The 13710-nt window shown below is 61.9% G+C and carries 10 protein-coding genes; 4 read left to right on the forward strand and 6 right to left on the reverse strand.

Annotated features, from left to right (window positions below; all coding sequences use genetic code 11):
• Positions 1-190: 190 nt before the first annotated feature.
• From B0G83_RS24345 to B0G83_RS24355, 3 genes are all read right to left on the reverse strand, one after another.
• Positions 191-2689 carry an acyl-CoA dehydrogenase gene (locus B0G83_RS24345; RefSeq protein WP_105509953.1) on the reverse strand — a complete coding sequence of 833 codons (2499 nt, stop codon included), beginning with the start codon at positions 2687-2689 and terminating at the stop codon, positions 191-193.
• 292 nt (positions 2690-2981) lie between these two features.
• Positions 2982-3872, reverse strand: a complete 891-nt coding sequence (locus tag B0G83_RS24350) for a TetR/AcrR family transcriptional regulator (protein ID WP_105509954.1) — start codon at positions 3870-3872, stop codon at positions 2982-2984.
• Between the two features lie 388 nt (positions 3873-4260).
• Positions 4261-5475, reverse strand: coding sequence for an MFS transporter (locus B0G83_RS24355; protein WP_105509955.1), 1215 nt, complete (start codon positions 5473-5475; stop codon positions 4261-4263).
• A gap of 429 nt (positions 5476-5904) precedes the next feature.
• Between B0G83_RS24355 and B0G83_RS24360 the strand changes: the two genes are divergently transcribed.
• Complete coding sequence (locus B0G83_RS24360) at positions 5905-6279, forward strand: MAPEG family protein (protein ID WP_105509956.1); 375 nt, start codon at positions 5905-5907, stop codon at positions 6277-6279.
• A gap of 195 nt (positions 6280-6474) precedes the next feature.
• Complete coding sequence (locus tag B0G83_RS24365; protein WP_105509957.1) at positions 6475-7806, forward strand: chloride channel protein; 1332 nt, start codon at positions 6475-6477, stop codon at positions 7804-7806.
• Between the two features lie 633 nt (positions 7807-8439).
• Here B0G83_RS24365 and B0G83_RS24370 read toward each other — a convergent pair.
• Positions 8440-9255, reverse strand: a complete 816-nt coding sequence (locus B0G83_RS24370; protein ID WP_105509958.1) for an oxidoreductase — start codon at positions 9253-9255, stop codon at positions 8440-8442.
• Positions 9256-9282: 27 nt separating this feature from the next.
• The gene (locus B0G83_RS24375) at positions 9283-10023 is read right to left on the reverse strand and encodes an SDR family NAD(P)-dependent oxidoreductase (protein WP_105509959.1); all 741 of its coding nucleotides are present in this window, start codon (positions 10021-10023) and stop codon (positions 9283-9285) included.
• A 305-nt stretch (positions 10024-10328) separates the two neighbouring features.
• On the opposite strand from B0G83_RS24375, the gene B0G83_RS24380 reads away from it, so the two are divergent.
• Entirely contained in the window at positions 10329-10967 is a 639-nt protein-coding gene (locus B0G83_RS24380) for a TetR/AcrR family transcriptional regulator (RefSeq protein WP_105509960.1), read from the forward strand.
• Positions 10968-11445: 478 nt separating this feature from the next.
• Here B0G83_RS24380 and B0G83_RS24385 read toward each other — a convergent pair whose 3' ends face one another.
• Entirely contained in the window at positions 11446-12948 is a 1503-nt protein-coding gene (locus B0G83_RS24385) for an efflux transporter outer membrane subunit (RefSeq protein ID WP_105509961.1), read from the reverse strand.
• Positions 12949-13035: 87 nt separating this feature from the next.
• Here B0G83_RS24385 and B0G83_RS24390 point away from each other — a divergent pair, with 87 nt between their 5' ends.
• Positions 13036-13653 carry a TetR/AcrR family transcriptional regulator gene (locus B0G83_RS24390; RefSeq protein ID WP_105509962.1) on the forward strand — a complete coding sequence of 206 codons (618 nt, stop codon included), beginning with the start codon at positions 13036-13038 and terminating at the stop codon, positions 13651-13653.
• The last annotated feature ends 57 nt before the right edge of the window (positions 13654-13710 follow it).

Below are 13710 nucleotides of genomic sequence, written 5' to 3' on the forward strand. Positions count from 1 at the left end.
CCCGTACGCGCTTCTCCCGGCGGGCGCAACGCGGCTTGCGCCATGGGGGCATGCCGCGTTGCGCGCCGCTTCGAGGTGCACCCCTAAGGAAGCGCCCCTGGGGGACGTCAAACGTGTGTCAGTGTGCACTGAGTTCGGCGCCACGGGTGCGCCCTCCGAGGATGTTTTTTTCATACGGTTCCATCCGCGCTCAGGCCGCCAGTTCCAACGCCTTGTCGAGCGACTCCTTGCGCTTCTGCAAACTCGCGAACATATCGAAGTCGGCCGGGAAGTCGTCGACCTTTACGACGTGCGCGCCATAGCGCGCGTAGTCGTCCAGCACGCGGCGCTCCTCGGCGTCGATCAGGCCTTGACGCTGCGCCGCGTCGGTCCACGCGGCCAGTTGCGGCAGGCTTTGCGGCATCGGTTCGAGCAGGCCCTGCTTGACGGCCTCGCGCAGCTTCTGGTCGATCTGCGTGAAGCGCGGGTTCAACTGGAACACCAGCTCGCCGTAGCCGAGCGCGTCGACGTCCGGATGCGGCACGTACGAGTCCGATACCAGACGGTCGCGTGCCGCGCCGGGTGTCTGCATCAACTCCGCGATCTCGCTGCCGAGACTGTCGGACGGCTCGCGGTACGGCAGCCCGAACGGGAACGCGAGCACGCGCACGAGGCCCGCGGCGAGGCGGTTCGGATAGTTGGCGAGCACGCCGTCGAGCGCGTGTTGCGCTTTGTACAGCGAGTCCTCGACACCCCAGCGCACCAAAGGCAGGTCGTCCTGCTGACGGCCTTCGTCCTCGAAACGCTTGAGCGTTGCCGAAATCAGGTAGAGCTGCGACAGCACGTCGCCCAATCGCCCCGAGATGCGCTCACGACGCTTCAGGTCGCCGCCCAGCACGAACATGGAGACGTCGGCGAGCAGCGCGAAGGCGGTCGACAGACGGGTCGCCGCGCGGTAGTACGCGTGCAGCGGCGCGTACGCCGAGCGCGGTGCGGCGATCACCGCCCCGCCCGTGACGCCGTAGACCAGACTGCGCACCACGTTGGAGAGCGTGAAGCTGACGTGGCCGAAGAACGCGTCGTCGAAATCGCGCAAGGCTTTCGCGTGATCGGTTTCGCGGGTCGCGGCCATTTCCTTCAGCACGTACGGATGGCAGCGAATCGCACCCTGGCCGAAGATGATGAGGCAGCGCGTGAGAATGTTCGCGCCTTCCACGGTGATCGCGATCGGCACCTGCTGGTAGGCACGCGCCAGAAAGTTCGACGGCCCCATGCAGATGCCCTTGCCGGCGGCGATATCCATGCCGTCGTTGATGACCATGCGGGCGCGCTCGGTGATGTGATACTTCGCGATCGCCGAAATCACCGACGGTTTTTCGCCGAGATCGACCGCATGCGCGGATAGACGCCGCGCGGCGTCCATCACGTACAGGTTGCCGCCCATGCGGCCGAGCGCTTCCTGCACGCCCTCGAACTTGCCGACGGCGGTGCGGAACTGGCGGCGCACCGCCGCATAAGCGCCGGTGCCGCGCACGGCGATTTTCGCCATGCCCACATTCGACGACGGCAGCGAAATCGCCCGGCCCGCCGCGAGACATTCCATCAGCATGCGCCAGCCGTTGCCGACCTGCGCGCGGCCGCCGATCACCCAGTCGAGTGGAATGAAGACGTCCTTGCCCGAGTTCGGGCCGTTCTGGAACACCGCGTTCAACGGCCAGTGACGACGGCCGATATTCACGCCCGGATGGTCGGTCGGAATCAGCGCGCAGGTAATGCCGGGTTCATCGTTCGCGCCGAGCAGGTGGTCCGGATCGAGCGCGCGGAACGCGAGACCGAGCACGGTGGCGATCGGGCCGAGCGTGATGTAGCGCTTGTCCCACGTGACGCGAAAACCCAGCGTCTCGCGGCCTTCGAAAGTGCCCTTGCAGACGATGCCGACGTCGGGAATCGCCGCCGCGTCCGAACCCGCGTACGGACTCGTCAACGCGAAGCAGGGGATTTCCTCGCCGCGCGCGAGGCGCGGCAGATAGTGGTTCTTTTGCTCTTCGGTGCCGTAGTGCATCAGCAATTCGGCGGGGCCGAGCGAGTTCGGCACCATCACCGAAACGGCGGCGGCCGAGCAACGCGTGGCGAGCTTCATGATGACCTGCGAATGCGCGTAGGCGGAGAACTGTTTGCCGCCGTACTGCTTCGGAATGATCATGCCGAGAAAGCCGCGTTCCTTGATGTACTGCCAGGTTTGCGGCGACAGGTCCTGCCAGACCATGGTCGTTTCCCAGTCGTTCGCGAGATCGCAGAGCTGTTCGCATTCGACGTCGAGGAAGGATTGTTCTTCCGCAGTCAGCGTGGCGGGACCGTAGCCGAGCAGCGTGTCCCAGTGCGGGCGTCCGGAGAATAGTTCGGCGTCCCACCAGACCGTGCCGGCTTCGATCGCGTCGCGCTCGGTCGGCGACATCTCCGGCAGGATCTTGCGGAACACGTCGAGCACCGGTTTCGTGAGCCACGCGCGACGCAGCGGCCTGACCGCGAGCACGAGGGCAGGGAGGACGAACACGATTGCCAGCAACGTCGTCGCCACCGCGCCCGCCGCGCCGCTGACGTGCGCGGCCGCGACCCAGACGATCAGGAAGGCCAGCCACCAGGCGGCGCGCGCCTGAACGTAGACGAGCGCCAGGGCGGCAATGACGAGCACTAGGATGAACCACGGCATGACGTTTCCTCCTGTTTCGATGGTGCGTGCGAACGCCTCCACGGGGCGCGGACGGGCTCGCGTTCTGTTGATTCCGTTGCTTCGATTCGCGGGCGACGTTGCCGGTGTCGTGTCTCGGTTCGACACCGCAACGTCGCTTAGGTGCGGGTTTTAGACGGGCCGTTCGACTCTGGGTTTGTCATGAGCACGTTTCATTCCGGGTTGCGCGTGGACGGACCGTCGCGGTGCCGTCCACGTTGAACTGCTCGACGTAGTGCGTTGCTTTTCGCCTTGCTCCGCAGGTGGGTTGCGGTCAAGCCGTGCCGTGCAGCGCGTGCTGAAACGAACCGGCGTCCATGGCGCCGCCGCGATGTTCGCCGTCTCGCGCATCCGTTGCCTCCGATTCTGTCGATTGCACCGCGCCTTGCGCCGACGACTGCGTCGCGCCGGCCGGGCTCGCCGCCTGCGCGGCGCTTTCCAGCGGACAGTCCGCACCGCTCTCCGTCGCGTCGCCCAGTACCGCGGCGAACGCGGCCAGTTGCGTGCTGTCGGGCAGCGGCGCCTTGAGTGCGGCGACCATCAGCGACGCCAGACGCGCGATCAATTGCAGGTCGTTCATCGACTTGCCCTGCGAGAACTCGGAGATCAGGCTGTCGGTATCGGTGCCGGCCAGCACACCCGACAACGCGCCGATCGCGAAGTGCAGACGCCAGCCGAGTTCCTCGCGCGGCAGATGCGGCAACGCACGCTGGAACGCGTCGAAAAAGCGCACGGCCACCGACTCGTAATGCGCGTTCAGAAAGTCGCGAATGAACGACGACGGGTCCGTGTATGCGCGTCCCAGCAGGCGCAGAAACGCCTTGCCGCCCACGCGCGGATCGCGCGACAGACGCAGTGCCGGAATAAACATCGCGCCGAGCACGTGCTCGCAGGTCAGACGCGCGCCGAGCATCTCGTCGAAGCGGTCGAGCAGCTTGAGGCGCTCCTGATTCAGCTTGTCGAGGCGGCGCGACAGCATCGAGTGAATCAGCGATTCCTTGCTGCCGAAGTGATAGTTGACTGCCGCGAGATTCACTTCGGCTCGCGAAGTAATCTGGCGCAACGACATCGCCTCGTAGCCGCATTCGATAAACAGGGTTTCGGCGGCGTCGAGGATGCGGGACTTCGTATCGCCGGCGTGCCGGCCCGTTGTGCGAACTGCCATGTTGCGTCTCCCAGTTGCCGGGCGTCCGGCCCGCAAACAAGCGATTCAAATGTTTATTTGAAACAGCCGTTTTTTTCAGGATAAGAAGGATGAGGACTGCGATCAAGTGTCCGCTATGGACTAACTCCTCTAGAAGACCTGACGAAGGCCTGGCTTTCCCGGTTTGCGCGGTGCGTCAAAACGCGCGGAAATAAAAAAGGCCGTTCCGATAGAAATCGGAACGGCCTCGTATGGCATTGCTACTCTGTTTGGCCCGGCTTACTGCTGCATTCTGTAGGCGACGCTGGCTTCACGTCGTGGCGGATCGAGCCGCCTGTGCGCCTATTGTGCCCTAATGCGACCGCGAGCGGGCCAGCAAAATCGCTGTTTAGTTCGAACGCTTGAATCTTTAGGCCGCGACCTCTTTCGCCGACTGCGTCATGTCGATGCCGCGACGTTCGCGGCTAAACGGAATCAGCACCGCGATCACCACCGCGACGATGCCGATCACCGTGCCCATGATGAGCGCGTAGTTGTTGCCGTGCGCTTCCGCGGCGCTGGCTTGCAGCGGGCCGTTCACCGACGCGATCAGATTGCCGAGCTGATACACGAGACCGGGGAACGTGGCGCGGATTTCATCGGGCGAGATTTCGTTCAGGTGTACTGGAATCACGCCCCATGCGCCTTGTACCGAGATCTGCATCAGGAAGGCGCCGAGCGCGAGCAGAATCGGCGTGCTCGAAAACGCCCACAACGGCAGCACCGGCAACGCGATCAACGCGGCGATGAAGATGGCGCGTTTGCGGCCGATCTTCTCCGACAACGAGCCGAAGAACAGGCCACCGCAAATCGCGCCGACGTTCAACGTGATCGTGATCCACGACACCGTGTGCGCGTCGAACTGATGTTGCACGCGCAGGAAGGTCGGATACAGATCCTGCGAGCCGTGCGAGAAGAAGTTGAACGCGGTCATCAGAATGATCGCGTAGATCGACAGGCCGACGTTTTGCTTGAGCGTGGCGACCAGACCCGGACGGGCTTTCTTTTCGAGCGTCTGGAACGCGGGCGATTCCGGCACGTGCGCGCGCACATACAGCACGAGCAGCGCGGGCAGCACGCCGACGAAGAACATGCCGCGCCAGCCGATGTATTGATAGAACACGCCGAACACCACCGACGCGAGCAGGTAGCCGCTGGGGTAGCCGGCCTGCAACAGACCGGAGACGAAGCCGCGCGATTTCGGCGGCACGGTTTCCATGGTCAAGGCGCCGCCGACGCCCCATTCGCCACCCATCGCGATACCGAACAATGCGCGCAGCACGAGCAGGGTGGTCAGATTCGGCGAGAAGCCGGACAGCAATTCCAGCAGCGAGAAGCACGCGATGTTGACCATCAGCGTGGGACGGCGGCCGTATTTGTCGGCAAGCCAGCCAAAAATCAATGCGCCGACCGGACGCATCATCAAGGTCAGCATGATGCCGAAGGCGACCGCCGGGATTTTCGTATTGAACTCCGCCGCGATATCTTTCAATACGAACACCATTAGAAAGAAATCGAATGCGTCCAGTGTCCAGCCCAGATAGGCGGCGATCGTGACGTTTCTCTGTTCCCGTGTCCAGCTCATTGATTGTTCTCCTGAGTCTCTAATAACCCGCGTTTCACGACGGGCGGCTCTGCAGCCCCGCAGCCCCGTGGCATGGGCTTCGAGCGAGTGTACGCCGAGCGTTAAGCGCTTGCATGGATGAACGCACTTTTATCCGTATTAATCCCTGGAACGGAATTGATGCCGCATTGCAATGCAGGCTTTATGTTTGCTTAATGTAATTATTGTAGTAATTTTGTCTGATTTTAAGTGGGGTATTTGTAAAGCGAATTTGATGCCGGTTTGAGTTGGGAAACGCTCGATTCGACAGCGAAAGGGCGGTGCGGGGCATCGCGGGTAGAAGCCCCGCTCGCGTGATGCCGGTTTGCGGCGGGCGAGGGCGACAGGTATAACAACGGCTCGCGGCATCCGCGTCGCTTTGACCGCATCGACCGAGGAGACCGACAACTCATGACCACTCCGCATCTATGCCTGCTGATCGTTGCGCTGCTGCCGTTGCCGTGGACGATGCTCGCGAAAGGCAGCAAGCGCTACGACAACCGTGCGCCGCGGGCGTATCTCGCCGGTCTCGAGGGCTGGCGCGCACGTGCACAAGCCGCCCATCAGAACGCTTGGGAAGCGCTGGCGATGTTCACCGCCGCGATCGTCGTGGCCGGGCAGACGGGCGGGACGAACCCGTGGGTCAACGCGCTGGCGATTGCGTTTGTCGTCATCCGTGTGTTGCATGGCGTTTTTTATGTCGCGAACCTGGCGTCGCTGCGTTCGCTGGCGTGGCTTGCCGGCGTGGCGTGCGTGGTGTCGATGTTCTTTGTGTCGGCGCACTGAGCGTGCACTGAGATCGACCGGGACGTGCGTTGTTTCGGCGAGGCGGCCTGTGCCGTCACCGAAACGAGGCGGGCAAAGCAGGCCGTTTTATCTATGCGTGGAACGCATTAGTCGAGATTAAAAATCAATTGGACTCATGTTGCGTTGCGAAATAGTATGGCGAGATTCTCTCCACTTTGCTTCCGCTTACGCGCCATGTCCGTCAAATCCATCATTTCACAGCCGGTGCGCCGCGAACGGGGTTCGTTGCCGGCATTGGCCGTGGTCACGTTGCTCACCGGTCTCGGCGCCGGTCTTGGCGGCATGCTGCTCGCATTGCTGCTGCACGGCATTCAGCATCTCGCCTACGGTTACAGCATCACGCACCTGATTAGCGGCGAAAGTTTTCTGCAGGGCGTGAGTGCGGCGACGCCCGAACGTCGCGTACTCGTGCTGACGCTGTGCGGACTGGTGGCGGGGCTCGGCTGGTGGGCGCTGTACCGTTTCGGCCGCCCGCTCGTCAGCATCCGCCAAGCTGTCAAATCCGACGATCCGCAAATGCCGCTGTTGAGCACGAGCGTGCACGCCGTGCTGCAGATCGTCACGGTCGCGCTGGGTTCGCCACTCGGCCGCGAGGTGGCGCCGCGCGAAATCGGCTCGATGCTGGCCGGCTGGTTGTCGCGGCGCGCGGGATTGTCGGTCGCGCAGAGCCGCATCATGGTGGCGTGCGGCGCGGGCGCCGGTCTCGCCGCGGTCTATAACGTGCCGCTCGGCGGCGCGGTGTTCGTGCTCGAAGTGCTGCTCGGCACGTTCGGCTGGACGGCGCTGGTGCCGGCAATCGTGACGTCGGCGGTGGCCGCGCTGGTCGCGCAGGCGGGGCTGGGCAACGAGCATCAGTACCTGGTGCCGTCGCTGACGCTAAGCGCGTCGCTGGTGGTGTGGTCGGCGGTGTGCGGGCCGATTTTCGGCGCGGCGGCGTGGGGGTTCACCGAGATCACGAAGCGTTCGCGCGCGGCGGCACCGAAGGATTGGCGTCTGCCGGTGTTGTCGCTGCTGAACTTCGCGATCGTCGGCGTGCTGGCCATGCATTTTCCGCAATTGCTCGGCAACGGCAAAGGGCCGGCGGGCCTCGCGTTCGACGGTGGCTTGACGATCGGCCTTGCCGCGATGTTGCTGGTGCTGAAGGTCGTGATTACCGTCAGCAGTTTGCGCGCGGGTGCCGAGGGCGGTCTGCTGACGCCGGGGCTCGCGAATGGCGCCTTGCTCGCGATTGTGCTCGGCGGACTGTGGAGTCTGATCTGGCCGGGGGCTTCGCTGGGCGGCTTCGCGGTGGTCGGCGCGACGGCGTTTCTGGCCGCGTCGATGCAGATGCCGATTACGGCTGTCGTGCTGATGTTCGAATTTACCCGCGTGAGCCAGGACTTCCTGATCCCGGTGCTGTTCGCTGTCGGCGGCGCGTATCTGGCTTTCCAGGCATGCGCGAAGTGGTTGCCGTCGCTGCAATTGGGCTTTGGTTTCAATTGGAGCGCGGGGAGTAAAGCGCGCTGAGCTTTTTTGCCCTTGGTCTATTGCCCTTTCGTACGTCCCTATACTGTCGGCGCGAAGGTCTTGGTGCAGACAAAAAAACCCCCGTAAGACGATTAATCTTACGGGGTTTTGCACTTGATTCACGCTCGTGCGGGTACGAGGACAAGGCGGCTGTATTCGTCTCCGCTGCTCATGCAGATTCAGGTGTTGTATTGACCGGCTGAATCCACAGTCAGCCAGAGCCAGTCATCATTTTTTGACGTCATGAATTGGCGGGGAGTAGGGGCTCAGAACCACGTCAGTGCGCGGCTCTGGCAGCTTCCTTTCGTACTGACCCGTAGATTCGGTTGACTGTTTCGACGCGGAATAGTCGCTCTTCGCAAAGGGGGAGCGGGAATCCGGATCGGTCGTCGTATCTGCGTGGAGCGCCGATACCTTGTTTTGCGCGAAAGTCGTACCCGGAATTGCAATGACAGTCGCAACTATGATCTTTAAAAACATATTCATGATGTGGCATCGAGTTAGTTAAGCCGGGCATACGTAGCGCAGGATTTGGTATCGAGGTCAGTTACGGACAAACGCATCTCGAACACCGACACAAAAAGTGCATATGCACATAATGAGGTGCGGTAAGTTCCATAAGGTGATGTCTTGTCACATAGCCTTGCCCTGAAGACCGAACGCGCGCCGGAGGCTCTTGTCGACCTGGGCGGATGGCGCAAAGCGACGTAAAAAGCTAAGCAGCTTCGCGCGTCCGTCCGCTGGCTGCCTGAGATGGCGTGCCCCCTCTATGATCGAGAGGACTTTTTTCGCCACTTCACTCGGTGGTGGGGCGCTGTTCACCTGTTGCTGCACCGCATCGATGCTGCTCGCCAACGCGGCAGCATAGTCCACGATGACGGCCTGTGTTCGCGTTGCATTCGTATCAAGCTTCGTTCGCGTGAAGCTCGGCTCGACGAGCACGACACGCACGCCTAATGCGCGAACCTCATGGTCCAGCGACTCCGAGAGCCCCTCGAGCGCGTGCTTGCTGCTGGCATACAGCCCCATGAAAGGGGCCGGCAGAAAGCCAAGAACTGAACTGATGTTGACGACGATTCCGCTGCGATTGTGTCGCATGGAGGGCAGCACGGCTCGCACCACTCGCAGGACACCGAAGACATTGACGTCGAACAGGGCTTTGGCTTCGGCATCGCTGGTGGCCTCCACCGGGCCGACCAGGGAGACACCAGCATTGTTGATGAGGATATCGATGCGACCAGCTTTCGTGAGCACGAGGTTCACCGCCGACGTCACCGACTCCTCGCTCTGCACATCCATCTGGACGTACTCGATGCCAGGCGCCGCAACTGCGGTATCCGGTCTGCGCACGCCGCCGAAGACGCGATACCCCGCATCTGCCAGCGTTCGCGCGGTCGCATCCCCGATGCCGGAGGACGCGCCGGTGATCAAAACAACTTTCCTTGTCATGGAAATACTCCTGCCTTAAGTCGAGCGTCAGGAAATGGAATGAACGAGCTGCGCCATGTGAGCCTGGATACCGTCGGGATCATTCCTGAATGCCTTTGCCGTTGTTTGCGAGAGTTCACCCGGAAAGACTTCATCCAGTCCCTCAGCGAGGGCGTCCAGCGCTCCGGCAGCAACCTGCTGGGGCGTCAGTTTCGGTTCCGGCAACGCAGCGCCCATAGCCGTGTCCGTTTGTGCCGGCAAGACGGCGAGTACCTGAACGCCACGTGACTTCAGTTCGGCCCGCAGGGTGCGGGTGAGATGCAATGCCGCCGCTTTCGACGCCGAGTACGTTCCCGCGACAGGCAGCGTGATATGCGAAAGAACCGAAAGAATGTTGACGATAGCGCCGCCTGCGCGGAATGCCGGTGTGTTGCGCAACGCTTGAGAAAGTGCGAGAACGCCGAAGTAGTTCACTTCCATCTCTGCGCGCGCGCCAGAAGTATCGCTGGCAGAAAGCGCGCCGCTAAAGGCAGCCGTTCCTGCGTTGTTGATCAGCAGATTAATGTCGGGAGTGGTGCTGGCGACGCTCGCGATCTGGTCGGGACGGGCGAGATCCAGTTCCACCGCGACCAGACGATCAGATGCGGCAAGCAGGTCCTGCACGGACGTCGGGTTGCGCACGCCGAGATAGATCTTCGCCGCGCCACGATCAAGCAACGCTTTGACGAAAGCACGACCGATACCGCCGTTAGCGCCGGTCAACAGTACTACGGAACCTTCGATGTTCATGTTTATCTCCAGGTGGGATTTCAGGTCAGACGCTAGCGCCTGATTATCATTGCGACTGCAATGAATACAATGATTGCGTGTATAATTAATAAAGTCAAGCGATTTCCCCACGTGGTGTTTCGTCTGCAGGAGCGCCCTGCCTCGGGCGGCTCTCGTGATAACGGCGCTTGATGCTTAACGCGAGTGCCAATCCTCGTTTAGAGGGGCGCTTTTCCTATGCCAACAAGGCGTAAAATTGTGATTGCAATGATTAGACGTGGCTGGGCCGCCGTGGGCCATGAAGGCCACGTGCTCTGGAGAACAGAATGAAGGTCACCAAGGCTCGGGCAACCGAGAACCGTGAAGCGATCGAGAAGGCCGCAGCTGCTCTGATTCGGGAGTGCGGCTTTGATCAAATAAGTGTTGCCGAGGTCGCGGCGGCGGCGGGGCTGACACACGGCGCGCTGTATAGCCACTACCGGTCCAAAGAAGCACTGACCAAGGCGGCTACGAGCCGCGCCTTCGAAGATACGCTGAGTGAGTTTGCCGGGCTCTCCACGGCGGAGTTTGTTCACCGCTATCTGTCCGCTGCTCATCGGGACCACCCCGAAGTCGGCTGTCCCAACGCGGCACTTGTAACCGAGGTATGGCGGCAGGCTGCAGGCACGCGCGAAGCCTTTCGTGACGGCATCCAGCGCTATGTCGAGTTGATTGCTCAAACGCTGGAGACGGAGACGGGTGGCAAGCCCCAATCCAAGGCGGTAGCGGTGACCATGCTAGCCACGATGGTGGGTGCAGTCGCGCTGTCGCGGGCAATCCGGGACACTGATCATGCTTGTGCGAATGAAATCCTGAGGGACGTCAGCGCGCAACTCGCACGTTTCACAACGACGGACGAGCGCCTCCCGGACGACGACTCGCCTCACGCCCGTACTGCATGCGCCGACTCAAGTGAGCCCGGGTGACCGATAGCGCGTCGCATGGGCGGGGGCCACGGAAGTGTCGGGCAAATGAAGAGCGGTGCGAGTCGCGCATGATCCGGGCGACATCACCGGGGAAATCGATCCGGGCAGAGTCAGGCGATCATTGGGGATTTCTTCAAGCCTGGGCGGCCCGGCTTCGAGTGGGCTTCCCCGTTCATTTATCGAAACCGTGAGTGCCACCATACCTGTCTGGGTGATGTTGTCGGGCGGCTGCTTTCGATGAGAGAACGACTAAATGAGACCATCTTGGTGACTGCAGCGTGAACAGTGATGAAATGTCGAGCTGCGCCGCAGCCAGTGGCAATGCGCAGGCGACCAGAACCGGTGTGGGTATCCTGCTGGACGCCCCAGATCGCGAACCGGAGACCTCGCAAACTCTATTGGAGGACGGTTGCGTCTGAGGGGCCTTTACCAATATCCCGCGTGCGCGATCCTGCGAGACTCGTTTGTGGTGCGCAACTTATGCGCCGTCCGATGCTGCATTCTTCCCTGCGGAGCGCGCAGATGACGACTGCTGCGGTTGAAGTGAATCTGGATTCCATCCACCGCCGAGCGCCTTGAACGTCGCGATCGCCGCACGAGCCGTTTCCGTTTGCGCCTGCGCTCTTGCGTCAGAAGCCTGCAGCAGGGTCTCGTCCGCGTGGAGTACATCGATGAAGCTTGCAGCACCGCCGCGGTAAGCGGCCATCGAGGAGTCCCTCGCCTTGGACAATGACGATTCCGCGTGCGAAAGAGTGGTGGCCTGTAACTCGCGGTTCACCAACGACGAGAGCGAGCTTTCAACATCCTCGGTGGCGCGAAGTACGGCCTGGCGGTAGCCTGCGAGCGCCTGCGCGTCGGCGCCTTTTGCCTCGTTGACGTCGGCGTTGATCCGGGCGAAGTCGAACAGGCGCCAGCGTAATCCGACGAGGCCTGCCATCTGGCTGGCGCCGCCCGTGAAAAGCGTTCCGGCGCCGGCTGCGGTTGCGCTGCCAAGGAAAGCGTTCAGCGAGACCGTCGGATAGTATTCGCTCATTGCCGCGCCAATTCGGGCGTTGGACGCCGCGAGATGACGTTCAGCGGCGATCAGATCCGGGCGCCGTTGTAGCAGGTCTGCCGGCGTGCCCATATCCGCGATGGGTGGCGCTGCGGGGATGGGCGCGGACGTGAGCAGTTCTGCCCGGTGCGTCCCCGGCGGCGAGCCCAGCATGACATCAAGCGCGTTCAACGCCGCATCCAGGCCCGCATTGAGGACGGGTACCGTTGCCCGGACCTGGTCGAGAGTGCCTTGCGCCTGCTGAACCTGATAGTCGGCGGCCGCGCCCTTCGAGTAAAGGAGCTGCACGTCAGCGAGCAGTTCTTCCTGTGTCTTCACCTGCCGATTCGCGATATCCAGGCGGGTCTGAAGGCCCCGTACGGTGACGTAGATGTCCGCTGTCTGGGCTGCGACGGCCAGTCGGGTGGCGACGGCCGCCGCCCGGGTGGCTGAATAATCGGCGAGCGCGGCTTCACGCTGCCTGCGCAGACCACCAAAAATGTCTATTTCCCAACCGGCTTCCAGATTGGTTTCGTACTCGCTTCCCCAGCGCTTGTAATCTGGCGTCGCATTGAGCAACTGGCCCACCGGCGTATCGATCGACTGGTAGGCTCGGGCCGCCGAGGCTGATGCTGTCGCCGAGGGAAGCAGTGCCGCAGTAGCGGTGCCAACGCTCGCGCGCGCCTGGTCAATCCGCGCGACGGCTTGGGCGAGGTCCAGGTTCTGAGCCAGGGCTAGGGAAACGTAGCGGGTGAGGAGAGGATCATCGAAGCCCTCCCACCAGGCTGAAAGATCCGCCGGGGAAACGGCAGCGGCCTTTGCCGAAGGCCGCTGCGTCATATAGCTCTGCGCAAGTGGTGCATCCGGCCGGTGGTAGTCGGGACCGACGGTGCAGGCGGAAAGGACAGCGGCGCTGATCAGCAGAAGAATGGGGCGATACGAACGCATGATCGTCTCGGGAAGTGATGAAGTTGTGACTAATATACAATATGGTCACAGGTTGTCAATCACTCTCTGAGCGGCTAAGCTTTAGTCATGAACACGTCCCTCACATCCGCCCCCCCGTCCCGTGGCCCGTCGGAGCATGAAGTTCGCGCGCAAATCGTTGAGGCAGCGACGGAGTACTTCACCCGATACGGCTACGAAAAGACAACTGTCTCCGACCTTGCAAAGCAGATCGGTTTTTCCAAAGCCTATATCTACAAGTTTTTTGACTCGAAACAGGCCATAGGCGAGGTGATCTGTGCGAATCGCCTCGCTGCCATCATCGCGGCCGTCACCGAGGCCGTAGACGACGTTCACAGCGCAACCGAGAAATTTCGCCGTATGTTCAAGGCGTTACTCGCGTCCGGACGTGAACTCTTCTTCCAGGACCGCAAACTTTACGATATTGCCGCCGTTGCTGCGGCTTCGCCCTGGCCTTCCACTCGTGGTTATGAGGAACAGATCCGGCGGCTTCTGACCGATATTGTGGTGCTGGGCCGGGAGGCTGGCGAATTTGAGCGCAAGACGCCCTTGGATGAGGCGGTGAACGCGATCTTCCTGGTGATGAAGCCCTACTTCAATCCCCTGCTGCTTCAGCACAACCTCGATTCGGCAGATGAAGCAACGACCCAGCTTGCTAGCCTGGTGCTCAGGAGCCTTTCCCCATAATTTCATTTGTGACTATTGACTGATTTAGTCACTGGTATCAGAATGAGGCCTCCAACT

This window comes from Paraburkholderia sp. BL21I4N1 (assembly GCF_002973525.1).
GTDB lineage: Bacteria > Pseudomonadota > Gammaproteobacteria > Burkholderiales > Burkholderiaceae > Paraburkholderia.

What these genes read in the sequence shown, in the direction of transcription:
- B0G83_RS24370 (WP_105509958.1), bottom strand. Translation starts at nt 9,255, where the DNA reads ATGACAAGGAAAGTTGTTTTGATCACCGGCGCGTCCTCCGGCATCGGG.
- B0G83_RS24355 (WP_105509955.1), bottom strand. Translation starts at nt 5,475, where the DNA reads ATGAGCTGGACACGGGAACAGAGAAACGTCACGATCGCCGCCTATCTG.
- B0G83_RS24385 (WP_105509961.1), bottom strand. Translation starts at nt 12,948, where the DNA reads ATGCGTTCGTATCGCCCCATTCTTCTGCTGATCAGCGCCGCTGTCCTT.
- B0G83_RS24350 (WP_105509954.1), bottom strand. Translation starts at nt 3,872, where the DNA reads ATGGCAGTTCGCACAACGGGCCGGCACGCCGGCGATACGAAGTCCCGC.
- B0G83_RS24365 (WP_105509957.1), top strand. Translation starts at nt 6,475, where the DNA reads ATGTCCGTCAAATCCATCATTTCACAGCCGGTGCGCCGCGAACGGGGT.
- B0G83_RS24360 (WP_105509956.1), top strand. Translation starts at nt 5,905, where the DNA reads ATGACCACTCCGCATCTATGCCTGCTGATCGTTGCGCTGCTGCCGTTG.
- B0G83_RS24375 (WP_105509959.1), bottom strand. Translation starts at nt 10,023, where the DNA reads ATGAACATCGAAGGTTCCGTAGTACTGTTGACCGGCGCTAACGGCGGT.
- B0G83_RS24390 (WP_105509962.1), top strand. Translation starts at nt 13,036, where the DNA reads ATGAACACGTCCCTCACATCCGCCCCCCCGTCCCGTGGCCCGTCGGAG.
- B0G83_RS24345 (WP_105509953.1), bottom strand. Translation starts at nt 2,689, where the DNA reads ATGCCGTGGTTCATCCTAGTGCTCGTCATTGCCGCCCTGGCGCTCGTC.
- B0G83_RS24380 (WP_105509960.1), top strand. Translation starts at nt 10,329, where the DNA reads ATGAAGGTCACCAAGGCTCGGGCAACCGAGAACCGTGAAGCGATCGAG.